This is a genomic window from uncultured Roseovarius sp. (assembly GCF_913057115.1).
Classification (GTDB): Bacteria; Pseudomonadota; Alphaproteobacteria; order Rhodobacterales; family Rhodobacteraceae; genus Roseovarius.
The window spans coordinates 1-23,698 of the sequence record NZ_CAJXNN010000038.1; the positions used below are offsets into that span (position 1 = coordinate 1).

Here is a 23,698-nt window from a genome sequence, read left to right on the forward strand (position 1 = left end):
CAAGGTCTAAATCCCGCCCTCACGGACCGATAGCTCAGCTGGATAGAGTACCTGACTACGAATCAGGGGGTCGGGGGTTCGAATCCTCCTCGGTCCGCCACTTCCCCCTACACCAAAACGCCGCCGCAAACCTGCTGCCATGTCGTTACCTGACATCAGCAGCACTCACAGGGCCACCTCCAATCCCCGCTTTACAAGCCCAGCATGGCCTGCGTCATGGGGCCAAAGACACCATCCACATCCAAGCGATGCGCCTTTTGAAACGCCCGCACGGCCCGTGCGGTGTATGTACCATAGTACCCATCCTGCAAAAGCGGCCAGCCCGCCTCGGTCAGGGCTTGCTGAACGGCCAGAACATCCGAGCCGAACATACGCGGCGAGGTCAGATGCAGCCTGCGCGACACAAGCTCCACTGGCGCATCGTCGGTCTCCAAAGACACCTGCGCCAAAGGCGTGCCATCGGCCAGCAAATCAACCTTTGGCCTGTCTGGCGCGTCATCACCACGCCCACCCGAAGAAGAGGTGCTGGCATTCCCCCCTTGCACGGTTATCGGCGCATCGCGCTCGATCTGTACATCACGGATTGTCGTTCCAACATCTGTGACAACCCCACCGCCACAGGCCGCCGGATCCACCGGGCGTGATTTGCCCAGCACGGTCGAGGCCGACAACGCCCGTGCACTGTCAAATTCACCTTCAACCACCATCGTGCGCTCTGCCCGGCTCAAATGATCCTCAAGCCGGATGGTTTTAGTCAAACCCGCATCACCGGTTCGCACCAGAACGTCATAATTCCTTCTCTGACGTTCCTTTCCCCCATAGGGGAACATGCAATGGTTATCCACCATCTTGCCCGAATGCATATTGCCCCGGTACTTGGCGCGGCACACAAAGGTGCGACCGTTATATCGCCCCTCGCGGCTTTCTTTTACCCCATAGAAAACATCGGCCCGGCCCTCGGCGATTTCGCGTTGCGAAAACGCATCTTCGAAATCCTTGTGATCCATCCATTCATACTGCGCCCCCGGCACGGACAAAACGTAGTAATCCGAGGTTCCACGTTCATCCCCGTCATAGCCGTAATGACATATCTTCTCGACAATCTTGCCCGGATGCCCATCCCCGGATTTGCACACGACCAGATCCCGCCAATCCCCATTTGGCTTACGCTCTTCCCCGGCAATCACGATGCCAGCGGGCAGGCCCTCCGCCTTAACATAGGGAACCCAATAACTCTGCGTTTCGGTCGCAATTGTCGCGTCACCTATCAGTTCGACCTCGATCTTGAAGGGCGTTCCTTCGATTACTTGCTCGATAACCTGAAGTTGCACGTCCATTTCCCGTTGTGGCGGCACAACCACCGAATACCCCGACCGTACCTTCAACGTCGTGGTGGTCTTTCCCCCCGTTGATGCCGAAACCGATATCTTCACCTCCTTACCCACTTTGCCCGACCCAAGAACAGGCAGCTTACCTTCGGCCTCCACGGACCAGCCAACCTCAAAACCCCCCGTAACCTCCCAGCTTGAGGTTTCCTTGTATTCGTCCTGCAAGTGATCGCTGACGGTCAATACCGCGTCAGTCTCGCAATTATTCGCCACATGCCCCTTCATTGCGACAGGCCGTATTTCATATTCGTCGGGGGCCAACCCCCATTCAATCGGTCCCGGCGATGTACGGCCTTTGAAGGTAAGGCTCTTGGGCGGGTCATTGGGCTGGAACAAGCTGTTGAAACTGTTCTTGGTCAAAAGATCGCGCAGCAAACGGTCTTCTGTGCTGTTCATTTCCGCCCGCGTGACGGTTGCGAATGGCAGGCTGATGGCAACAACGGCGACGGCAATTGGAAATGAAAAATTCAAAGTTTTTGCTCCCCTATGACGGTGTCACAAACACAAATATCAACTCGTGATAGCACAATGCGGCCTCAAAAGGTATTTTTATCGGGGCTGCGGCCCCGTCACCCCCCGCAAGCCCTCACGCCGATGACCTTGGCCAAGACGATCATTGCGTGCTGCAATTGTGGCGCTTGCCATCCGAAGGTGCTGAAAATGATCACAATTTCGCACGGCCCAAGGGCCAAATCGGCCTTAATGGTTTGGCAATGGTTCTGCCTCAGTATCCGTAAGGCAAGAGGTTTCCATGTCTCATATCATTCAATCCACGAAGGCCGCGCGCCACGCGCGGTTGTTCGAGCTTATCCGGCAACGCAACATTGCCAGTCAGGTTCCGGCACAGGTGACACCCGCGAACCCCGCCGAGGCACAGCTTTTTCGCCTGCAAGCTGAACGCTCGATAAGTTCGGTTCAACCAGCCAAGCTCGCCAGTTAAGGGGCGTCAGCCGCGAAAACCGGTCGCGACCACGAATTTTTCCGAACTGTCCGCCCGTGATGCGGGCGGTTTGACGTTGGCGACCTTGGCAAACCGCTGCTTGAGCAGCTTTTGCAACTCGCCCTCCGCCCCGCCGGCCAGAACCTTCGACACGAAGGTGCCCCCCTCTTCCAGCACATCAAAGGCCAGATAGGCCGCCGCCTCGCACAGGGCGATGATCCGCAGGTGGTCGGTCTGCTTGTGGCCCGAGCTTGCCGCCGCCATGTCACTCATCACCACGTCAGCCTTGCCGCCAAGCCATTCCTTGACCTTGTCGTCGGCACCATCGTCCATGAAATCCAACTGGTGCAACTCGCAGCCCGCAATCGGCTCCACCTCCTGCAAATCAACCCCAAGGATCGACCCCTGCGCCTTGCCTTGCTTCTCGCCCAGTGCATTCACCCTCGGAACCGCAACCTGACACCAGCCACCGGGCGCACAGCCCAAGTCGACCACCCGCGCGCCGGGCACGAGAAAGCGGAACTTGTCGTCCAATTCCATGATCTTGTAGGCCGCGCGCCCTCGGTACCCATCGGCCTGCGCGCGCTTCACATAAGGATCATTCAACTGACGTTGCAGCCACCGCGTCGAGGACGGCTTGCGCCCGCGCGCCGTTTTTACCTTTACCTTCAGGTCGCGTTGACCCCGCCCCGAGGTATTCTTGCCATCCGGTTTCTTCGCCATCAGTCCTGTTCGTCCTTCAATACGCCATCCTGCGCCATCTGCGCATAAAGCATGCCCTCGCGCAGGCCCCGGTCCGCCACCGAGAGCCGGTCGGTCGGCCAACAGCGCAGCAAGGCTTGCAAAATCGCCGCCCCCGACATGATCAGCGCCTGCCGGTCCAGACCGATACGCGGGTCACGCCGCCGCCCCTCGGGGCCAAGAGTCAAATATCCCCGGATCACCTTGTCAATCTCGTCACTGGTCATCCGCAAGCCGTCCACCTTGTTGCGGTCATAGCGTTTGAGGCCCAGATGACTGGCCGCCACCGTGGTCACCGTGCCGCTGGTGCCAACGATCTGGAACCCTTCGCGCACCTGCTCGTCCTTGTAAGGTGCGAATTCGGCGAGGTTTTCCTCGAAATACCAACTCATCAGCGCAAACCGCGCGCTGTCATCCTCCACGTCCCGGAACTGGTCGCGCAGCGTCGCCACCCCCAGCGGCACGCTGATCCAATCCACCACCTTGGCGGCGGGAAACCCCGTATCAGGGCAATGAAATCCGCTGTGCATACGCATGATGGCCCGCCGCCGCTCGCTCTTGGGCACATCACGCAGGTCAATCCAGACCAGTTCGGTCGAGCCCCCACCGATGTCCACCACCAATAGCTGATCGGTGCTCCGGCTGACGAGCGGCGCACAGGACACTACGGCAAGCTGCGCCTCTTCCTGCGGTTCGATAATGTCCAGCGTCAGCCCGGTTTCCCGCTTCACCCGCGCCATGAAATCGCGGCCGTTGCGCGCCCGGCGACAGGCCTCCGTCGCCACAAGCCGCATCCGCTTGACCCTGTGCCGCTTCAACTTCTGCTGACAGACGCGAAGGGCTTGAATTGTCCGGTAAATCGACGACCGCGACAGGCGGCCGGTTTTCTCCAACCCCGCACCAAGCTGCACGGATTTGGAAAAACTGTCGACGACCTTGAACTGACCGCCCTCGGGACGGGCAATCAGCATACGGCAACTGTTTGTTCCCAGGTCCAAAGCCGCATAAAGCGGCCCTGTTGACCCGGGGGGTTTGAGTGCGGGGCTTTCGACCGCTTTGGGGACCGCGCCCGCACTTCCGGGACGCTTGGGCGCCATAACTACACGCCCTCCATTTCGAGTTACCTCAAAGGTAGTGCGTCAAAGCCCCCCGCGCAAGCTGTTGTAAAACTCTACATGACGATCATGAGAGGTTTTCCGAATTGCCCCCATGGTGGCGCATCGACAGGCGCGTTAGTCTCCGCACGTCGCATGATGTCCGCGTTCTGTCGAAAATCGACCCCGCCCGGGGCCTCGCCTGCTTTAGACACGACCCACGAAGATAGAGGAATCAGCCATGGTTGACGTCACAATCGTATATTGGCGGGACATCCCCGCGCAGGTGATCGTGGGCAAGGGCCGCCGGGGCGCCAAGAAACCGCTCCCCGAACGCTTTGAACAAGCCATCGACCGCGCCGCCATGAAAATCGGCGCCTCCGATACCGATGCCTACCTCGCCGAATGGCGCAAGGCGGCCCCCTATCAAGTCGAAGGTGATCCCGCCGAGGTGGCCGAGGCCGAGGCCACCCGCCTGGATACCGAATACGATCAGGAGCGCATCAAGCAACTGATCGCAAACGAAGGTTGGGCATGAGCCCGAGATCGCTATGGGAGGCCGCAATGGCTCTGTTGAACTTCAAGAAGCGTGACGCAGGCGCCACCGCCCCTGCCCCCGTCAACCCGCAAGTCGAAGCCTTCCTGCAAGGCTATTCGATCGAGGTCATGCCGCGCACGGCCGAAAAAGTCGAAAACTTCCGCGACCTGCTGCCCCAAGGCACCCGCGTCTACATCGCGCATATCGAAGGCACGCCCATCGAGGACATGGTCGCCACCGCCAAGCGTCTCGCGGACGAGGGTTACCCGGTGATGCCGCATTTCCCGGCGCGCATCATCAAGGACGCGGCGACGCTGGAAAACTGGATCGCCATGTATCAGGGCGAGGCCGGGGTCGACCAGGGCCTCATCCTCGCCGGCGGCGTTGAAAAACCGCATGGTGATTTCCACGCCTCGACCCAGCTTCTCGAAACCGGCCTTTTCGACCGCGCGGGTTTCAAGCGCCTGCACGTCGCCGGGCACCCCGAGGGCAACCGCGATATCGACCCCGACGGCTCGCGCAAGAACGTCGACGCGGCGCTGCAATGGAAACAGAAGTTCTCTGAGCAGACTGACGCCGAAATGGCCCTCGCCACCCAGTTCGCCTTTGACGCCAAGCCGATCATCGCATGGGCCGACGCCCTGCGCGAAGCGGGCATCACATTGCCCATCCACATCGGCATCGCCGGCCCGGCAAAGCTGCAAACCCTGATCAAATTCGCCATCGCCTGCGGCGTCGGCCCCTCGCTCAAAGTGCTGCAAAAACGCGCCATGGATGTCTCCAAACTCCTGCTGCCCTATGAGCCCACGGATGTTCTCACCGAACTGGCCGCGCACAAGGCCGCGAATCCCGATTTCAACATCGAAAAGGTGCACTTCTTCCCGCTTGGCGGTATCAAGACCAATGCCAACTGGGCCATTGAACATGGCGGCGCCTCGGGCGTTCCCGCAAACCAACAAGGATAAACCATGACCCGTACCATCATCGAAAGCAAAACCAAGACCGCCGTAATGGGCTTCGATGAGCCGTTTTGCGTCATCGGCGAACGGATCAACCCCACTGGTCGCAAGAAACTGGCCGCTGAACTGGAAGCCGGCGATTTCTCGACCGTCGAGCAAGACGCCATTGCACAGGTCGCTGCCGGGGCCACAGTGCTCGATGTCAACGCGGGCGTTGTCTATAACTCCAACCCCAACCCGAACGAGACAGAACCGCCCCTGATGACCAAGATCATCGAACTGGTCCAGGGGCTGGTCGACGTGCCGCTCTGCATCGACAGCTCGGTGCCCGCCGCACTTGAAGCTGGCCTTGCCGCCTGCGAAGGCCGCCCGCTTCTGAACTCGGTCACCGGCGAAGAAGACCGGCTTGAAGCGATCCTGCCGCTGGTCAAGAAATACAACGTGCCGGTCGTGGCCATCTCGAACGACGACACCGGCATTTCCGAAGACCCCGAGGTACGCTTTGCCGTCGCCAAGAAGATCGTGGAACACGCCGCCGATTACGGCATTCCCGCGCATGACATCGTGGTCGACCCGCTGGTGATGCCCATCGGTGCCATGGGCACCGCCGGTCAGCAGGTCTTTACCCTTGTCCGCCGCCTGCGCGAGGAACTGGGCGTGAACACCACCTGTGGTGCGTCGAACATCTCCTTCGGCCTGCCCAACCGCCACGGCATCAACAACGCCTTCCTGCCCATGGCCATGGGCGCGGGCATGACCTCGGCCATCATGAACCCGGTGGCGCTGCCGGTAAAACAGTCCGAAATCGAGGCAAAGAAAGCCGAAGTGGCCGCCGCGGGCCTCGTTCTGCCCGAGGACATGGACGACGAAACCTTCTGCCAGCTTTTCGGCCTTGGCTCCACCAAGCCGCGCCCGGGCAAGGAAATGGAGGCCATCCGCGCCGCCAACTTCCTGACCAACAACGACCCGCACGGCGGCGAGTGGATAAAGTTCAACAAGGCCCCGCCGAAACCCGGCGAAGAAGCCGCCGGTGGCCGGGGCGGCCGCGCCGGCTCCCGCCGCCGCCGCCGCGCCTGATCCACGATTGGCAAGACATAGGAAAGGCCCCGTTTTACGCGGGGCCTTTTGTTGTGGAGTGACGTCACAAGTAGGCCCGGAATTCGACACGCCAAACGCTGAAATGCATCGCCCCTCTGCGGCCAATACGCCCGGTTTTGTCCCCTGAATGATCCAAGGCTGCGAAATCACCGTACACCTTAGGTGCTTAGTGTTTGTGTAATCCTTCTCAAAAATGATCAAAAGGACTTCAACATGAACCGCCGCTTTACAATGAAGACACTGGCAGCGCTCGGCATTGCTGCATTCACCACCGCCTGCGCTCCGATGATGGACGACGGCGACGACATCGTCGATATCGCTGCATCAAACGAGAGTTTTTCCACACTTGTCACCGCTGTTCAGGCTGCGGGCCTCGTTGACACGCTCAAGAGTGACGGACCGTTCACGGTCTTCGCACCGACCAACGAAGCCTTCGCGGCGCTGCCCGCGGGGACTGTCGAAACCCTGCTGAAGCCGGAGAACAAGGATAAGCTCGTCTCGATTTTGACGTACCATGTCGTTCCCGGCGCGGTCACCTCCGACCAGCTTGCCGGACAACGCCTTTCGGTCAAGACGGTTCAAGGCTCCACGGTGCATGTCGACGGCACCCATGGTGTGAAAGTTGACGGCGCAACCGTCACCTCCGCAGATATCATTGCCTCAAACGGCGTGATCCACGTTATCGACAAGGTGATCATGCCGTAGTGCCCCCTTCCAAGACGGCTTCAAAGGCTCTGGGTCTCCAGAGCCTTTTTTTGGTTCCATTCCGTTTCAAGTGATCCCCGACAGGCGCGAACACGTCGTAGGACCGCTTGGGGCCTAACGGCAGAGCGGCGAAGGCGGGGTTTGAGCCCGTCAGGGCTGATGAGCACGCCACTCCAGAACGTACAAAACTCGCGTACGTTTTGTACGAAACACACCGCACGCCCTGTTAATTCCCGTGATTACAGACATCCAAACCGACGCAATACCGACGCGTTACAGACAGGGGTTTTTCTTGTTAATCAATACTTTGCCCTGATTCGCCCGGAGCAGTTAACGACAGCTCCGCCGAAAAGCCCTCCGGCAGGTACGACATCCGCCGCTCGATGGTGGCGCGCCGCGACGCATCAGCAACCTGCCCCTGTAACCGGATCACCTCCGTGTCCACTTCCAAACGGCCTGACTCCAACATCGAAAGCCCAACAAGTCCCGCCCTTGCAGCCCCCCACCATTCCGGGCTGGCCAGCACCTCGGCAAATGTCAGGTCGCCTGCCTTGACCGCCTGCCCGAAGATCGCCTTCTGCGAAGCCAGACCAAGGTCCCGCGGTACCTTGCCAGAACTCAAAGCCGCTTCGCCATCATATTGAATCACAAGGTAAAAAGGCCGCCCGTCATCCAGATAGGTCAGATCGACCCCCACCTCGAAGCCCGCAGGCATCTGCGCCATCGCGGCCTCGACGCTTTCGCCCGCTTCGGGGTCGCGCACCAAGGCCTGCAAATGCACCTTGCCGGTCGCGACGGATAGCGTGCCTTTCTCGGCCAATGAAAGCGCTCTCGTCCCGGCCATCACGGCGGCAGAAAATCCTTTTTCGACAGGCAGGTAGGCCACGGAAAGCCCCACATCGCTGACCTCGGCCTCCAAGGCTTGCGCCAAATCCTCAATCCGCAATTCCTCGGGCAACTTGCCCTTGGCGACCCCAACACCCCCTTCAAGCCGCAGGGTCATCCGGGCCGGTGTGCCATCGTCTTTCAGCGTCAGGTCAAGCACAAGGTCCACATCTTGCGGCACCCCTTCCAAAGCGGCCAATATCCGCGCCTTTTCATCCGGGCCAAAAGCCTGTCCGGACAAGTGCAATTGCCCGTCCTGCACGCGCAATTCACCGCGCTCAAAATGCGCGAGACCCTCCAACCCGAAACTCGCCGCAGCCCACCAATCCGGGCTTGCCGAAACCTGCGCCACCTCGAGATCACCCTCCAGAACCGGATGATCCAGAAACGCCCCCTGCGTTCGCAAGGACAGGTCACGTGGAATCTTACCCGAGGCCACAGCCTGTTGACCGTCAAATTCCACCGTTAAATCAAAAGGTTGACCATCATCCATCTGCGTCACGGCAAGGTTGGCGGCGATGCCTCCGGGCATCCCCTCCATAAGGGTCCTGACCTCCCGCATCGCCGCGTCCGACCACGCCTCACCACTCAAGGTCAGCGTGCTTCCGGTGATGCTCAATTGGCCGATCCGCAAGCTCTCCAACGCCCGAATACCATTCAACACAGCCTTGTCCCAATCGGCCACGGGCGGCGGCACGGGTGTGGTGACGATTTTCGCGGTGTCGTAGCCCTGTAACACCATGCCCTCGGGCAATTTCCCGGCCAGGCTGACAGCCCCGCCAATCGTCCGCCGCGCCGACAAACGCAAAGGGCTCCCATCGTCAAGAAGCTCAAGCCGTGTCTCAACCGAGAAGGTCTCTGGCACCGCCTCCAGCAATCGTTCCGCACGCCCTGCTTCCAATGGCGCCAACGCCGTACCCTCGAATGAAACCTGCATTGCCTACAGCACCACGCGCCCCTGCTCAAGTTGCATTAGCGCCTTGGCCAGCAATTCCGCCGCGTCGGTCCAGTTCAGCGGCGCCCCGGACGCCAATTGAACGTCCTCTAGGTCATGGCCCAAAACCTGTTCGAGCCGGGTTCTCGCAGCCTCGGATGGAACAAAACCGCTTGTCGTTATTGTCCCGTCTTTTGCTCGCGACAGCTCGGTTCGAAACGGTTCGACCATCTCAAGGATCTCGACATCGGCGTCAACGCTTCCGCGCCCCTCGATTTGGCGCAACTCGTTCAAAAGGCGTGTTTTTTCCGCCTCGCTATCCACCAATCCCCTGAGTAACAGATCCCGGCCATCCACGTCGACAGAGACGCTATGCCTGGCCTCCTGAACCACCCTGTCCGAGGCCGCCTGAAGTCCGGCCTCGACCAATGGATCCTCTTTCTTGAAGTCAAACACCCCAAGCGCGAAAAAGGCGACGATCAGGGCGATCGCACCAAGGAAATCTTCCAATCTTGCAAAAGGCTTTCTGACCATCTTGCCGCCGGTTATCCCCGCGCTCGCAACGCGATGTCAAACCCTAAACATGCCCTTGTGTCAGGTCAGACCCATATCGCGACCCAACATCGCGGCATGGGTGCGATTGCGGGCTCCTAGCTTGCGCGACAAGGTCTTGACGTGAAGTTTTACAGTGACTTCCTGAATATTCAAATCGCGGGCGATTTCCTTGTTGGATTTGCCTTCCGCCACGCCGCGTATCACGTCCTGCTCGCGCGGTGTCAAAACGACCCGATCAGCCGCCGGCTTAATTCCCGAAAGAAACTCCGCCGGCAAATAGGTTTCCCCCAGCAACATTTGACGAACAGCCGCCAAAAGCGACATCGGGTCGAGTGTCTTGGGCAAGAAGCCTGCTGCCCCTGCACGCAAGGCCCGCCGCGCCACATCGGGCGGTGCCGTTCCCGAGATAATCGCCACAGGGCAGGCCAAGACTTCACGCATTCGGGTCAGGCCACCCAAAGCGTCCATCCCGGGCATCGAAAAATCCAGTAAAACAAGGTCAATCCGTTGCGCGCTTTGGGCCTTGTCCAGAGCATCTTCCAAGGAAGACGCAACAAGCACCTCATAGCCACCCTGTTGCCTAAGGTACACCGCGATGGTTTCACGAACCAAGTCGTGATCATCGGCGATTAGCAAGCGTTTCGTTTCCATTATACAGCGTCCGGCGCTCCTGAATCCCCAGCCAAAAAGCCGCCCTAACGCCAATTCAATGGCGTATACTTCAGAACGAAACTACATTTGACCTATGCATTTGAATAGGGATAGCACCGATTGATGAAAAAAAGCATACTCAAAAACGCAATTCTCGGGTTTGGGAAGGTTTGCTAATATGTTGACGCGTCGTTTTTTCTTGAACGTTTTGATGGCGACTTGGACGGTTACCTTTGCTTCGATGAAAGTTCTGTATGCTGACCCCTCAGACGTTCTTTTGACACTTGTTCAGCCGCAACCTGAGAATGACAGCGTGATTCAATCCGGGATCACCAGACAATCCCTGTTGGACCTACCGCAAGCCAGCTTTGAAACCACAACGATCTGGACAAGAGGTGTGCAAGAGTTCGAAGGTGTTTGGCTGTACGATTTTCTGCAGTCTTTCAAAGTGACGGACGGTACGCTCGAACTTGAAGCGATCAATGATTATTTCGTCGAGATCCCTCTAAACGAGATTGAAAAAGGCCAAGCGCTTCTGGCTCACACCCGCAATGGCAAGCCGATGAGCGCGCGTGAAAAAGGGCCGGTCTGGCTGGTTTACAATTACGATTCCGATCCAGCGTTTCGAACGGAAACGGTCTATTCACGAAGTGTCTGGCAACTGGACCGCATCACGGTTTCGCGCTAGCACAGGTTATCGCAATCCCCATGAGGGCAGATACCGATGCCCATTGGCAAATTGATCCGACCTATGTTTCGGCGCAGGCCTCAACTGATCCTTTTCAGTGGGCTTGCATCGGTATGCCTCATCGCCGCGATTTATATGGCAACGCAAGTTTTTCTAAAACTCGGTGAATTTGGCTCCACAGCGACGGACAATATGCAATGGACTATGGCCCAGCTTGAGGTCGAGCAGGTCAAGGCAATAAACGCGCTTGAGCGTCTTGATCCAGATGATCCGACAACGGGACAAGAGGCGCGCCGTAGGTTCAACGCGCTCTTCAGCCGCGTCGTCACGCTCAGGGAAGGGCGTGAGTATGCCGAGGCCCTGGCCGGTTCTGACGCTGCGGTACAGCTTGAGCGCATCTATGACACGCTGATCGGGGTCCTGCCGGTGTTTGATGGCGACCGCAGTCCTTTGGTCGCCTCAGGTCCCATGCTTGTCACCGCGTTGGAAGGGCTCACATCACCGATACGCCAGCTTGCAAGTGCCGGTCTCTCCATTGACGCCCGCCAATCCGATGCCGAGCGCAGCGAGCTATCCAACCAACTTATCCGGCTTACCTTGCTGGTCATCGTCATGGTCGTCGCCATGCTGTCAATGCTGATCCTGCTGTGGCGGCTTTTTCGGGTCTACCGGCGCAGGGCGCTTGAAAACCGCATCACGCTCAACCGGTTGTCGACCATTCTGAATACGTCGCAAGACGCGGTTTTGGTCGTACATCCCTGCGGTGAGATCCTGGATATGAATGCCGCGGCTCAACGCATGTTCGGCCTTGACGAGAACACCCCCCGACAGCGCGACAATGTCGGCCAATTGCTTTTGCGCCAATCAGAAGATGGTACATTGGCCCCCCTGCCCGGTCCGCGCTTGGTACAGTCCTGCGCGGATGGTCCGAACCGCTGTGCCAACCTCATTGCGCGTGGTCCAGACGGTCACCAATTCCCGGTGGAGCTGTCGGCGGACATGGCGGTACGGTCAGGCGACAGAGTCTGCGTTTGCTTCATCCGGGATATCTCACGCCGCATCGCCGCCGATGCCGAGATGCAGGTCGCACGAGACAACGCGCTTGCCGGTGAACGCGCAAAGGCCCGTTTTCTGGCGATAATCAGTCACGAGATGCGCACCCCCCTGCATGGCATACTTGGCACACTGGACCTTCTGGATGAAACACGGCTGACGAAGGAACAGCGCCGCTATGCCCAGATCATGCATGGTTCGGGTCAGCAGCTTTTGAATCAGATCAACGATGCACTTGAAATCACGCAGGCCGACGGCGGCACACTTCGGTTGCGCGAAGCGGTCTTTGATCTCGACTCCCTCTTGGCGGATTTGGTCGAAGCTCAAAACGCGAACGCCCAAGCCCGCAATACCAAACTTGCCCTTTTGTCCCCGGTGCAAGGGTTCGGTCATGTGCTCGGTGATGAAGGCCGTGTTCAGCAGGTCTTGGTCAACCTGGTCGCCAATGCGGTCAAATTCACGGAGAACGGCTCCATCACACTTGAAGCAACGCGTCATAATGGCGTCGAGCAGGATCTCGACCTTGTCGAATTTCAGATCAGCGATACCGGTATTGGCATCGCCGAGGAAGACCTGCCCTACATTTTCGAAGATTACGTCAGGCTTGGCGGTGCCTCCGCCGGATGGATCGAAGGGACCGGGCTGGGGCTTGGGATAGCACGCCAGTTGGTGACGCTCATGGGCGGGCAGATCGGTGTGGAAAGCGTCGAGGGTGAAGGCAGCCTGTTCTGGGTTCGCCTGCCGTTACCCAAAGCCCAGGCCAAGACACAGCCGGCAGTTGCCGAGATTCCGTCCCACGATTCCACCCCCTCCTCGGTTCTGATTGCCGAGGATAACGTCTCCAACCGCTATGTCCTGTCCCAAATGCTTGAAAAGGACGGACATCATGTGCATGCCGCCGCAGACGGCAACGAAGCGGTTGCGATGGCCAATACCGAAGCCTTCGATCTGATTTTGATGGATATTTCCATGCCCGGCCTGGGCGGCGTTGAAGCCGCACGCGCGATTACCCAAGGAAGCGGCCCGTCGCGAAATGCTCGGCTGATCTTCTTGACGGCGCATATCAATCTTGACCCAGACGAGCAGCTGCGCGCCTCTGGCGCCGAAGGTATACTGACCAAACCGCTGCCAAGGGCAGAACTACGCGCCATACTCGCCGGCAAACGCCCCACCAGGGACTTGACCGAGGAAAACAGCGCAACCGAGTGTCCCATCTTGGACATTGATGTTTTGGATCAATTGAACGAGATGCTCTCGTCAAATCGCATGGCGAAAACGCTTCGTGATTTTCAGCAAGAGGCCGATACCCTGATCAGGGAAGCGCCTCATCTTCTGGGCAGCGCGACGTCCGGCGCTCTTGCAGAGCGGTTGCACAGACTTGCGGGCTCGGCCGCCGTGTTGGGTGCAAGCGCCATGCAAATGAGTTTGGGCCGTGCAGAAAACGCCTGTCTTTTAGGCCGCCCAAAGGACGTGAAACGGCATCTTGCAGAGCTGCAAGAGGTTTGGCAGGCCACTCAGGAAGGTCTTGCAACCTACAACAATGCGGCATGACCGGTCCATAAGTGATTGCCAATTCGGCGTGCAACATTACCATCATTTCCGCAGGTCTCGATTGCCTGTCCCGGTTTTAGGAGTAATCCTGCGTGCCTGTCTGGAAACAGCTTTTGATTTTGTGCTTGGCGGCGGCGCTCGGCTATGGTGCCTACGAGGGCTATACCCGCCATATCGCCGAAGATGAAAAGGCTCCGGATGCCCCCTCGCGCGGGGGCCGGGCCGCAACCGTTGAAGTGGCGATAGTCGAGACACGAACCTTGCGCGAAACAGTCGAGGCTGTCGGAACGACCCGCGCCAAGCAATCCGTCGATATCGTTCCCGAAACGGATGGGCGCGTTGTCGAACTGGCAATACGCCCCGGCATGCGGGTCGAAAAGGGGGCTGTTCTGGTCCGGCTTGACGATACTATCGCCCGCGCCGACGTCGCCGAGGCTGAAGCGCGCCTGACAGAACGCGAGCAAGCCCTCGCGCGAATCACGCAATTGCGCCGTACCAATGCCGTTGCCGAGGCCACTCTCGAGGAAGCAACCGCAAGGCTGGCCGAAGCCCGGGCACAGCTCAATCGCGCCAGGCAACGCTTGGTGGAAAGAACCATTCTGGCACCATTCGGTGGCGTCGTCGGATTGGCGGAAATCGACGAAGGAGCAAGGGTCAGCGCAGGTACTCTGATCACCCGGCTGGATGATTTGTCAGAGGTCGAAGTTGAGTTTGCCTTGCCGGAAACGCTTTTCGCCGAAATCAAAACCGGTCAAAGGGTCATGGCGCGCAGCGCGGCCTTTCCGGACCAAACCTTCACGGGCCGGGTAGACGCAGTCGACAGCCGAATAGATCCGGTCAGCCGCTCTTTCCGCGCCCGCGCCGTGATTCCCAACCCCGACGGCACTTTGCCCTCGGGCATGTTCATGTCCCTGGACTTGACGATTTCCGAAGCCGAAAGGCTGGTCGTTCCCGAAGAGGCGATCATTTTCCAGGCCGCCGAGACTTATGTTTTTGCGGTCAACGATGGCACCGCAAACCGCTTGATCGTTGAAACAGGTGCGCGGCGGGATGGAATGGTGGCCGTCTTGGAAGGGCTCGCCCCCGGAACGCAGGTCGTCGTGCGCGGCTTGCATCGCGTCCGCGATGGTGGCGCCGTGCAACTTCTGAACAACGACGCCGGTGCAGACGATCAAGACGGGCAAGGATCGTGACGCTGTCTGATATATCGGTACGCCGCCCGGTTCTGGCCGCCGTGGCCAGTCTGCTGTTGATCGTTTTCGGTGTTGCCGCCTTGCGCGATATTCCCGTCCGGGAATTACCCGACGTGGACAATGCGGTCGTCACGGTCACAACCAACTATCGCGGCGCTGCCCCTGAGGTGATCGACACCGACATAACCGAAACTGTCGAAGGGGCCGTGGCCTCGATCTCGGGCATCCGATCCATCAGTTCCGAAAGCCGTCAGGGCCGCTCGCGCGTGACGATTGAATTCGAAGCCGGACAGGATATCGACGTCGCGGCAAATGATGTCCGGGATGCCGTTGGCCGTGTCCGCGACGACCTTCCCCAAGAGGCCGAGGCCCCGGAGGTCGAGAAAAGCGACGCCGATTCCGACCCGGTCATGCGTCTGGCCGTCACATCCGACCGAATGACCACGGCAGAAATCACCGATTACATCGACCGTTTCGTCGTGGACCGTCTCGCAACGCTTGATGGCGTGGCCAACCTGCGCATTTACGGCGACAGGGCTTTTGCCGTGCGTATCTGGTTGGACCGCCGGGCCTTGGCCGCCCGGAAGCTGACGGTTTCGGATGTCGAATCCGCCCTTCTGCGCAACAATGTTGAATTGCCCGCCGGCGAGGTACGGTCGCAAGATCGGCAACTTTCCGTTCGCCTGAACAGTCGCCTGCAAAGCGTCGACGATTTCAGGGGCGTCGTGCTCGACCGAATTGCCGGGTATCCCGTGCGACTTGGCGATGTGGCACGGGTCGAACCCGGGGTGGCCGATGATTCAACCATTGCGCGCAGCGACGGGCGCGATGCCATCGGCATCGCCGTGCAGCGCCAAAGCCAATCCAACACCCTGCAAATCTCCAATGCAGTCCGTGCAGAGATAGACCGCCTCAGACCCACCTTGCCGCAAGGCATGGAGATTATCGTCGGCTCGGATGACGCGCTCTTTGTCGGCGCCTCAATCCGGGAAGTGGTCCAAGCCCTCGCCATTTCGTTGGTCCTGGTGGTATTGGTGATCCTGATTTTCCTGCGCTCCCTGCGCGCAACGCTGATCCCGGCCATCACGATCCCTGTCTCCTTGGTGGGGGCTTTCGTCTTGATCGGGGTCTGGGGGTTCTCCCTCAACACTCTGACGCTTCTTGCGCTGCTTCTGGCCATCGGATTGGTCGTCGACGATGCCATCGTCGTTCTGGAGAACATCCAAAGGCGGATCGAAAACGGTGAAACACCGCTTGTCGCCGCCCTCAAAGGCGCGCGCCAAGTGACCTTCGCGGTTCTGGCGACATCCATCACCCTGATCGCTGTTTTCGTGCCCTTGTCGTTCATGCCGGGCCAGGTCGGGAGGCTTTTCATCGAATTCGGCTGGGTGATGGCGGGCACGGTGGCCATCTCGACCTTCGTGGCTCTTACGGCCTGCCCGGCGCTTGCCTCCAAGGTTTTGCGCAAGGGCACCGCCCCCGCCCCGCAAGACAGCAGCGCCCCGCGTGGATTTGTGCAGAAGACTTATGCCGCTTTGTTGAGAGGGGCCTTGCGCATGCCGCTTGTCGTATTGGCCTTTGCGCTTACGGTCACAGGCGGGGCTGCCTTGTTCTACGCTGATCTCCCCCGCGAGCTTGCCCCGCGTGAAGATCGCGGGGTCGGCTTCGTGCCGCTGACAGCCCCCCAAGGCAGCACGGTGGAATACTCCGACCAAGCGGCCCGACAAGTCGAAGGTATCCTACAGCCCATGCGCGACGAAGGGATCATCGAGACGGTCTTTACCTTCACCGGCTGGGGCAATCGCGCTTGGCGATCCTTTGTGGTTTTCCGCCTCGCCCCGTGGGACGAGCGCGAGGTACCAATCAGCGACGTGGTACGCCGGATCGCCCCGCAAATGGGGCAGGTTACCATCGCACGGGGTTTCCCAGTCACGCCCGCCGGTCTTGGACTTCGCGGCAACTCAACGCCTGTGCGCGTCGTCGTGGGCGGACCTGACTTCGACAGCGTCAAAGACTGGGCCACGGCGCTTCTGGAGCGCGCCGAAACCATTGATGGTGTGGTCAACCCCGAGATCAACTTCGAACAGAACCTGCCACAAATCGACGTGAGCATTGACCGTGAACGCGCAGACGACCTTGGTATTTCCGCCGATGTGATCGCCAACACGCTTCAGACGATGCTGGCCTCTCGACAAGTAACCACCTTCGTCAGCCGCGGCCGCGAATACCCCGTTTTCGCTCAGGCCGAAGCGGGCGACCGCCGGACGCCATCGGATATCGACAACATCTTTATCCGCGCAGGCGACGGCGAAAGCCTCGTCCCGCTCGGCGCTCTCGTGACGGTTGAGGAAAACGCCGCCGCACCGTCGCTCCGCCGGTTTGACAGGTTGCCCTCCATCCAACTTTCGGCCGCCCTTGCGCCGGGGGCCGATCTCGGCACGGTTCTGGGCCAACTCGAACAGGCGGCCGCCGATATTCTCCCGGCCGAGGCAAACCTTGGTTACGAAGGGCAGTCTCGCACGTTCAAAGATACTGCTTCAGGGGCCAATCTGGTTTTTGCGCTGTCGCTCTTGATCGTCTTTCTCGTGCTTGCGGCGCAGTTCGAGAGTTTCATCCACCCGATCACCATCCTGCTGACCGTTCCTGTCGGTGTCGCAGGGGCGATTTATGCCATGGCCCTCGGGGGATTGTCGCTGAATGTCTACAGTCAAATCGGCATTATCCTGTTGATCGGGTTGGTCGCGAAAAACGGCATTTTGATCGTGGAGTTCGCCAATCAACTGCGTGATGAGGGAAAACCCATCCGCGAGGCGGTCATCACTGCGGCGACATTGCGCCTGCGTCCAATCCTGATGACCGTCCTGTCCACCGTTCTGGGCGCCCTGCCCCTCGTTCTGGCCACGGGTGCCGGCGCGGAAAGCCGAAACGCCATCGGCACTGTCATTATCGCTGGCCTGACCCTGTCTGCCATTCTCATGTTGGTTGTCACGCCGGTGCTCTATGATCTTTTGGCACGCTTCACCCGACCGAGAGGAGCCATTGAGCGGGCACTGGAACGCGAATTGAGGCGAACGTCTTGAATCTGTCGGAAGAATCCTGCCGAACGACATTGTGAATACGCCAACCGTGGTATTCCTTGCTGCGGCATGGGATGAAACCATTAGAAAGATCGCGGAAGTCTGCCTGTGAACGATTCGCCCTTTATTCGCGCCTTTGCCACGGCGCTATTGCTTGGTCTTTGGGCCTTGCCGCAAGACGCGCGCGCGACGGAGTTTCGTCTATCCGCCCCGGGAGCGGGCGAATCCCTGACCGAAAAACTGTCAGGTGGTTCCCTGACCTTGGAAACCGCGGGCCGTGACGATGTCACGCCACAAGATATTCTGGCCGCTGCGCGTGCTGACTACGCTCGCTTGATCGGTGTGATGTATGAGGCCGGGCGGTACGGCCCCGTCATCAGTATCAAGATTGATGGCCGCGAAGCATCGGCGATCCCGCCATTGGAAGCGCCGGCCCGCATCGACGAGGTCTTGATCTCCGTGGACCCTGGCCCGGCGTTCCTTTTCGACCGCGCCCAGATGGCACCGCTCGCCCCTCGAACGGAACTCCCCGACGGCTTTCGTCGTGGCGCCTTGGCCCGCGCCAAAACCATCCGGCGGGCTACCGAAGCCGGCATCGACGGTTGGCGCGCCACCGGCCACGCCAAGGCGCAAGTTGCGGATGAGACAATCACCGCAGACCACGCCAAACAGGCGCTTGATGTAAAGATCGAACTCGCCCCCGGTCCGCGCCTGCGTTTCGGCGAGCTCATTCCACAAGGGAAAAGCCGTGTTCGGCGCGACCGTATCCGGGACATCGCCGGCTTGCCGGAGGGCGAGGTCTTTGACCCGGAGGAGCTTGAGCGCGCAGGCACCCGCCTACGCCGGACCGGGGCGTTCCAGTCTGTCGCTTTACAAGAGGCGGCAATGGCCAATCCTGATGGAACGCTGGATATTGGTGCCCAGATCGTCGATGCCAAGCCCCGCCGCATCGGTTTTGGGGCCGAGCTTTCCTCGCTCGAAGGGCTTTCCCTGTCTGGCTTTTGGCTGCATCGCAATCTGCTTGGCGGGGCAGAACGATTTCGGGTTGATGCCGAAGTCGGCGGGATCGGTGGCGACTCAGGCGGTATCGATTATCAGTTGAAAACCCGCTTCGAACGTCCAGCCACCTTCACACCAAACACCTCCCTCTATCTCGAAGGGGAACTGGCAGAGGAGGATGAGCCGGACTATCGCGAACGACGTGCCATGGTTGGCGCAGGGCTTAGTCATGTCTTCTCGGACAATCTGACCGGGGAAGCCGGGGTCGCCTATCAGTACACCGAAATCGACGACGACCTCGGAAGCCGCACGATTGAGCATATCCTGTTCCCGACATCACTCACATGGGACACCCGTGATGATCCGCTCGATGCGCGGGACGGCCTTTATTTCTCGCTCGAGGCCACGCCGTTTGTCGGCGCCGACCAAAGCGTCTCCGGCGCCCGGGTTTATACCGATGCGCGTGGCTATCTGGGGATTGACCCCAACGACCGGGTTATTTTTGCGGCGCGGGCGCAATTTGGCTCGGTCAATGGGGCGGGCCTGACCGAAGTACCGCCCGGTATGCTCTTCTTCTCAGGCGGCGCGGGTACCGTGAGAGGGCAACCCTATCAATCTCTCGCTGTTGATCTGGGCGGCGGGAATCGCCTAGGCGGGCGATCCTTCGTTGCCCTTTCGGGTGAGATACGGGCGGATCTGAAAGGCAAATTCGGAGCTGTCGCCTTTGCCGACACCGGCTTTGTCGGTCAGGACAGTTGGGGGACACGAAATGGCGATTGGCACAGTGGCGCGGGACTGGGACTGCGCTATGACACCGGGATCGGCCCGATCCGCGTCGATATCGCCACGCCACTTGACGACGATGCGGGCCAGGATTTCGAACTCTACATCGGTATCGGGCAGGCCTTTTGATGCGTAAACTCGCTTGCCTCATATTGACCCTTTTCTTGTTCACGATGCCCGCCGTCGCGCAGGAGGACGACCGAGGACTGATCATCGGGTTTCTGGAAGACAATCTTTCGGATGCAGGCCGCGACATCCGCCTAGAGGGATTTGAAGGCGCGCTGTCATCCCAAGCGACGCTGGACCGCCTGACCATAGCCGATGAGGAAGGTATTTGGCTTGAGCTCGAAAACGCCGAACTCGAATGGACACGTAGCGCGCTGCTGCGAGGTCGGCTTGAGGTTGACCGGCTGACCGCCGAGGCGATCACCCTGCACCGCATGCCCGAAGGCGACCAGATAAGCCCCGATGACACCGAGGCGCGAGAGTTCAACCTTCCCGATCTTCCGGTTTCCATCAACATCGGCACGCTGGACATAAAGTCGGTTTCAATTGCCGAACCGGTGCTTGGCGAAGCAGCCGAGTTTCAGATCGAAGGCTCCATGGCCCTCAGCGGTGGGGAAGGCACGGCCAAACTGGCCATCAAACGGCGCGATGAGCCAGCCGAGCTTTCGCTTGATACCAGCTTTGACAATTCAAGCCGACAACTGAACATTGATCTTGCCGTCATGGAAGCAAAAGACGGGCTTTTGTCCCGGGTCATCGGCCTTCCCGGACAGCCTGCACTCACATTTTCCCTGAACGGCAGTGGCCCGCTTGACGATTTCAATGCGGACTTGGCGCTCGCGTCGGACGGGGCCGACCGCCTGACCGGCACCATTCGTACCTCGCTCGACCCCGAGTCGGAGGCCCGCCAATTCGGGGCCGACCTATCGGGCGACCTGCGGCCGCTGTTCCAACCGGACCTACGGCCGTTTTTCGGGCAGAACACCGCTTTGAGTCTTCTGGCCACCCGCGAGGCCGACGGGGCACTCTCCGTTTCGCGCTTCGTTCTGGAAAGCGCCGCAATGAGCCTTCGCGGCAACGCACAGATCGCGGCGAGCGGACGGCCCGAGCGGGTCTCGCTCCAAGGGCAGATCGGAAGTGGCGGCGAACCGACACGCCTGCCGCTTTCCGGCCCGCCCACGCAACTGCAATCAGCCCAGCTGAACGCCAGCTACGACCGGGCCGAAGGCGAAGCATGGCAAGCCAATATTGTCGTTGAGCGACTGAAGAACGGCCCCCTTGTCGTGGAACAAAGCCAATTCACCGCGCGCGGCACCTTGAGCGGCGATGCCCCATTGGCCCTTGATGCGCATCTGACGGCCGCCCTCACCGGGCTTTCCCATAAAGACGAAAACCTCGCCCGTGCCCTTGGATCACAAGCAAAAGCCAAGGCTCGTCTGTCGTGGCGAGAAGGTGAGCCGCTAAATATTCTCGCGCTTTCTGCCGAGGCCGGTGATTTGCGCCTCAACGGCGCGGGCCAAATCGGCAACAGCGATGACAGTGCGTTTCCCGTGTCCGCCACGTTGCGACTTGATGCCCCCAGGCTTGAGCGTTTTGCCCCGCTGGCCGACATACCTCTCACCGGGGCAGCGGGCATGACGGTCATCGGAAATGCCGACTTGCTGACTGGCGCATTCGATGGGGCGATCTTTGCCGACACCACCAACCTGGCTCTTGGTATTCCAGTGCTTGATCCACTCATCGCGGGTGACGGGAGGCTACGTCTTTCAGCCCTGCGCGATACCAACGGGCTCGCCTTTGACCGCCTCGACCTCATCACGCCTCAAGCCGAGATTCGTGCCCTTGGCCGGTTGAATGGCACGTCGGGCACCTTGAAACTGAATGCCAATATCCAAGAGGTTGCAGTCACCACGTTGCCTCTCACCGGACCTGCACGCCTTGAATCCGCAATCGAATGGCAAGAAGGCGCACCGCTTCGTTTGGTCAATCTACAAGCCCAAATCGCGAACAGTACAGTGACAGCCAGTGGGACCATCGACCCTGAGAACAAGATGCTGCCGGTCTCGGGAAAGGCCCAAGTCGATGCGCGTGACCTGTCGCGGTTTTCTAGTCTCGCCCGCCGCACCCTACGTGGCTCCGCGATGCTGACCTTGGAAGGCGAAGGCAGCCTTCGCGACCGGACTTTCGAACTCGCGACCGAGGCCGAGGCTCAAGGCCTGCGCACCTCCGTGCCGTCCCTCGATGCCCTCCTGACCGGTGGACCGCTGTCGCTATCTGGACGCGTCGCCAAGGGCGATGGACCCGTTGATCTGCGCCGACTTTCACTCGACGCTGCCGGGTTGACCCTTCGCGCCGAGGGACAAGGCGCCGGCGCGCCGATCAACACGACCGCGCGCATCAGTAACCTCGCACGCATCGCACCGGGGTTCCCGGGCCCCTTGTCGGCAAGTGGTACCGTGCAATTGCTTGAAGATTGGGGACAAGGACTCGCGGTCAATCTCACCGCTGAAGGGCCGGGCGGCACAAAGGCCAATGTGTCAGGCAACGTCCGGGACTACGGACAATCCCTGGACATTTCCGCGAACGGCAGCGCCCCGCTTGGCCTCGCAAATCGCTTCATATCTCCCCGCGCGGTCCAAGGCACGGTGCGCTATGACCTGAGAATAAACGGTGCCCCGCAACTCGCATCGCTGTCCGGAGAGATCTCGACCAGCGGCGCGAGGGCCACGTTACCGACCTACGGCGTGGTGATTCAAAACATCACCGGACGCGCAGCCCTTGCTTCCGGCCAGATGACGCTTCAGGTCCAAGGTCAAAGCCGCGCCGGCGGAAACCTCCGCGTCGATGGCCCGATTCGACTAACCCCCCCCTTCCCTGCTGACCTTACGATCGCTCTGAATGGTCTACGGGTCACTGACCCCGATCTCTACAAAACCTCGGCAACCGGACAATTGAACATCAATGGTCCGCTCGCGGGCGGAGCAAGGCTTGGAGGGACATTGACACTGGATGAAACCAATATTCGGGTGCCCTCCAGCAGCCCGGTCAATACACAAGGGCTAAGGGGTGTGCAGCACGTCAACGACAGCGCAGCCGCGCGGGCAACCCGTACCCGTGCCGGATTGAATACAGATGCAGCCCAAAGAGATACAGCCGCCTCGGCAATCGCACTCGATCTGGTTATCAATGCGCCCAATCGGATATTCGTCCGCGGTCGAGGCCTCGATGCCGAGCTTGGCGGGCGCCTGCAACTACGTGGCAGCAGCGCCAATATCACCCCTTCCGGACAAATCAGCCTGATCCGTGGCCGCTTTGATATCCTGGGCAAGCGCCTCGACCTCACCGAAGGTCAAATCACACTGCGCGGCGCGCTTGATCCGTACCTGCGCTTCGTCGCGGAAACGGACGCAGGCGAGATTACGGCACAGGTCATCATGGAAGGTTTGGCAAGCGCGCCCGAGGTGCGATTCACCTCAAACCCCGAACTGCCACAGGAAGAAGTCGTGGCACGTCTGATTTTCGGCCGCGGGCTGGACAAGATATCGGGGTTCCAGGCGGCGCAGCTGGCATCGGCCATTGCCACCTTGCGCGGCGGTGGGCCGGGCATTCTTGGCACATTCCGGTCCGAACTCGGGTTGGATGATCTGGATGTCACCACCACGGACGACGGCGCCACCGAGGTCAGTGCGGGCAGCTATATCTCGGACAATGTCTATTCCGAAATCACCGCCGATAGTGAAGGGCGCCAACAAATCGACCTAAACCTCGATGTTACGCGCAATGTCACCGTCCGCGGTCGCGCCAGCAACGACGGAAACACCGGGGTCGGCATCTTTTTCGAGAAAGACTACTGACCCGGG

General features: G+C 59.9%; 17 protein-coding genes and 1 tRNA gene. 12 read left to right on the forward strand and 6 right to left on the reverse strand.

Annotation, left to right across the window (positions count from 1 at the left end; translation table 11 throughout):
• Nucleotides 1-23: 23 nt before the first annotated feature.
• Nucleotides 24-100: transfer RNA gene (locus QZ498_RS14085), tRNA-Arg, on the forward strand.
• Between the two features lie 91 nt (nucleotides 101-191).
• On the opposite strand, the gene QZ498_RS14090 is transcribed toward QZ498_RS14085, so the two are convergent.
• The gene (locus tag QZ498_RS14090) at nucleotides 192-1,784 is read right to left on the reverse strand and encodes a DM9 repeat-containing protein (protein WP_294623326.1); all 1,593 of its coding nucleotides are present in this window, start codon (nucleotides 1,782-1,784) and stop codon (nucleotides 192-194) included.
• A 355-nt stretch (nucleotides 1,785-2,139) separates the two neighbouring features.
• Here QZ498_RS14090 and QZ498_RS14095 point away from each other — a divergent pair, with 355 nt between their 5' ends.
• Nucleotides 2,140-2,328 (forward strand): hypothetical protein, encoded by a 189-nt coding sequence (locus QZ498_RS14095; RefSeq protein WP_294623328.1) that lies wholly within the window; start codon nucleotides 2,140-2,142, stop codon nucleotides 2,326-2,328.
• 6 nt (nucleotides 2,329-2,334) lie between these two features.
• Here QZ498_RS14095 and QZ498_RS14100 read toward each other — a convergent pair whose 3' ends face one another.
• Both QZ498_RS14100 and QZ498_RS14105 read right to left on the reverse strand, forming a co-directional pair.
• Nucleotides 2,335-3,051: an RlmE family RNA methyltransferase gene (locus QZ498_RS14100; RefSeq protein ID WP_294623330.1), complete on the reverse strand. Its 717-nt coding sequence runs from the start codon at nucleotides 3,049-3,051 to the stop codon at nucleotides 2,335-2,337.
• On the reverse strand, nucleotides 3,051-4,166 hold the full coding sequence (locus QZ498_RS14105; protein ID WP_294623332.1) for a Ppx/GppA phosphatase family protein: 1,116 nt from the start codon (nucleotides 4,164-4,166) through the stop codon (nucleotides 3,051-3,053). The genes QZ498_RS14100 and QZ498_RS14105 overlap by 1 nt, the downstream gene beginning before the upstream one ends.
• Nucleotides 4,167-4,404: 238 nt before the next feature.
• Here QZ498_RS14105 and QZ498_RS14110 point away from each other — a divergent pair, with 238 nt between their 5' ends.
• The 4 genes from QZ498_RS14110 (at nucleotide 4,405) to QZ498_RS14125 (ending at nucleotide 7,463) form a co-directional block, all read left to right on the forward strand.
• A complete protein-coding gene (locus QZ498_RS14110) occupies nucleotides 4,405-4,701 on the forward strand; it encodes a virulence factor (protein WP_294623334.1) in 297 nt (98 codons plus the stop codon).
• Nucleotides 4,702-4,727: 26 nt separating this feature from the next.
• Nucleotides 4,728-5,666: a methylenetetrahydrofolate reductase gene (locus QZ498_RS14115; RefSeq protein WP_294623336.1), complete on the forward strand. Its 939-nt coding sequence runs from the start codon at nucleotides 4,728-4,730 to the stop codon at nucleotides 5,664-5,666.
• Nucleotides 5,667-5,669: 3 nt separating this feature from the next.
• Nucleotides 5,670-6,737 carry a methyltetrahydrofolate cobalamin methyltransferase gene (locus QZ498_RS14120; protein WP_294623338.1) on the forward strand — a complete coding sequence of 356 codons (1,068 nt, stop codon included), beginning with the start codon at nucleotides 5,670-5,672 and terminating at the stop codon, nucleotides 6,735-6,737.
• Nucleotides 6,738-6,971: 234 nt separating this feature from the next.
• Nucleotides 6,972-7,463 carry a fasciclin domain-containing protein gene (locus tag QZ498_RS14125; protein ID WP_294623340.1) on the forward strand — a complete coding sequence of 164 codons (492 nt, stop codon included), beginning with the start codon at nucleotides 6,972-6,974 and terminating at the stop codon, nucleotides 7,461-7,463.
• 295 nt (nucleotides 7,464-7,758) lie between these two features.
• Here the strand turns inward: QZ498_RS14125 and QZ498_RS14130 are convergent, their stop codons facing one another.
• Genes QZ498_RS14130 through QZ498_RS14140 form a run of 3 tightly spaced genes read right to left on the reverse strand, consistent with a single transcriptional unit; the run spans nucleotide 7,759 to nucleotide 10,488 of the window.
• The gene (locus QZ498_RS14130; RefSeq protein ID WP_294623342.1) at nucleotides 7,759-9,258 is read right to left on the reverse strand and encodes a hypothetical protein; all 1,500 of its coding nucleotides are present in this window, start codon (nucleotides 9,256-9,258) and stop codon (nucleotides 7,759-7,761) included.
• Between the two features lie 30 nt (nucleotides 9,259-9,288).
• Nucleotides 9,289-9,816, reverse strand: coding sequence for a BON domain-containing protein (locus QZ498_RS14135; RefSeq protein ID WP_294623344.1), 528 nt, complete (start codon nucleotides 9,814-9,816; stop codon nucleotides 9,289-9,291).
• A 60-nt stretch (nucleotides 9,817-9,876) separates the two neighbouring features.
• Entirely contained in the window at nucleotides 9,877-10,488 is a 612-nt protein-coding gene (locus QZ498_RS14140; RefSeq protein ID WP_294623346.1) for a response regulator transcription factor, read from the reverse strand.
• Between the two features lie 178 nt (nucleotides 10,489-10,666).
• Between QZ498_RS14140 and QZ498_RS14145 the strand changes: the two genes are divergently transcribed.
• The 6 genes from QZ498_RS14145 to QZ498_RS14170 all read left to right on the forward strand — a co-directional run bounded on the left by QZ498_RS14145 (nucleotide 10,667) and on the right by QZ498_RS14170 (nucleotide 23,692).
• Entirely contained in the window at nucleotides 10,667-11,176 is a 510-nt protein-coding gene (locus QZ498_RS14145; protein WP_294623348.1) for an oxidoreductase, read from the forward strand.
• Nucleotides 11,177-11,380: 204 nt separating this feature from the next.
• A complete protein-coding gene (locus QZ498_RS14150) occupies nucleotides 11,381-13,780 on the forward strand; it encodes an ATP-binding protein (RefSeq protein ID WP_294623350.1) in 2,400 nt (799 codons plus the stop codon).
• A gap of 92 nt (nucleotides 13,781-13,872) precedes the next feature.
• Nucleotides 13,873-14,973, forward strand: coding sequence for an efflux RND transporter periplasmic adaptor subunit (locus QZ498_RS14155; protein ID WP_294623351.1), 1,101 nt, complete (start codon nucleotides 13,873-13,875; stop codon nucleotides 14,971-14,973).
• A complete protein-coding gene (locus tag QZ498_RS14160; protein WP_294623353.1) occupies nucleotides 14,970-18,053 on the forward strand; it encodes an efflux RND transporter permease subunit in 3,084 nt (1,027 codons plus the stop codon). The genes QZ498_RS14155 and QZ498_RS14160 overlap by 4 nt, the downstream gene beginning before the upstream one ends.
• A 105-nt stretch (nucleotides 18,054-18,158) precedes the next feature.
• The gene (locus QZ498_RS14165; protein WP_294623355.1) at nucleotides 18,159-19,961 is read left to right on the forward strand and encodes an autotransporter assembly complex family protein; all 1,803 of its coding nucleotides are present in this window, start codon (nucleotides 18,159-18,161) and stop codon (nucleotides 19,959-19,961) included.
• Nucleotides 19,961-23,692 (forward strand): translocation/assembly module TamB domain-containing protein, encoded by a 3,732-nt coding sequence (locus QZ498_RS14170; protein WP_294623357.1) that lies wholly within the window; start codon nucleotides 19,961-19,963, stop codon nucleotides 23,690-23,692. The genes QZ498_RS14165 and QZ498_RS14170 overlap by 1 nt, the downstream gene beginning before the upstream one ends.
• Nucleotides 23,693-23,698 lie beyond the last annotated feature (6 nt).

Bases quoted from the DNA above. Each gene is read 5' to 3' on its own strand.
- QZ498_RS14115 (WP_294623336.1), top strand. From the start codon at position 4,728: ATGGCTCTGTTGAACTTCAAGAAGCGTGACGCAGGCGCCACCGCCCCT.
- QZ498_RS14150 (WP_294623350.1), top strand. From the start codon at position 11,381: ATGGCCCAGCTTGAGGTCGAGCAGGTCAAGGCAATAAACGCGCTTGAG.
- QZ498_RS14095 (WP_294623328.1), top strand. From the start codon at position 2,140: ATGTCTCATATCATTCAATCCACGAAGGCCGCGCGCCACGCGCGGTTG.
- QZ498_RS14170 (WP_294623357.1), top strand. From the start codon at position 19,961: ATGCGTAAACTCGCTTGCCTCATATTGACCCTTTTCTTGTTCACGATG.
- QZ498_RS14090 (WP_294623326.1), bottom strand. From the start codon at position 1,784: ATGAACAGCACAGAAGACCGTTTGCTGCGCGATCTTTTGACCAAGAAC.
- QZ498_RS14140 (WP_294623346.1), bottom strand. From the start codon at position 10,488: ATGGAAACGAAACGCTTGCTAATCGCCGATGATCACGACTTGGTTCGT.
- QZ498_RS14105 (WP_294623332.1), bottom strand. From the start codon at position 4,166: ATGGCGCCCAAGCGTCCCGGAAGTGCGGGCGCGGTCCCCAAAGCGGTC.
- QZ498_RS14120 (WP_294623338.1), top strand. From the start codon at position 5,670: ATGACCCGTACCATCATCGAAAGCAAAACCAAGACCGCCGTAATGGGC.
- QZ498_RS14110 (WP_294623334.1), top strand. From the start codon at position 4,405: ATGGTTGACGTCACAATCGTATATTGGCGGGACATCCCCGCGCAGGTG.
- QZ498_RS14125 (WP_294623340.1), top strand. From the start codon at position 6,972: ATGAACCGCCGCTTTACAATGAAGACACTGGCAGCGCTCGGCATTGCT.
- QZ498_RS14135 (WP_294623344.1), bottom strand. From the start codon at position 9,816: ATGGTCAGAAAGCCTTTTGCAAGATTGGAAGATTTCCTTGGTGCGATC.
- QZ498_RS14145 (WP_294623348.1), top strand. From the start codon at position 10,667: ATGTTGACGCGTCGTTTTTTCTTGAACGTTTTGATGGCGACTTGGACG.
- QZ498_RS14100 (WP_294623330.1), bottom strand. From the start codon at position 3,051: ATGGCGAAGAAACCGGATGGCAAGAATACCTCGGGGCGGGGTCAACGC.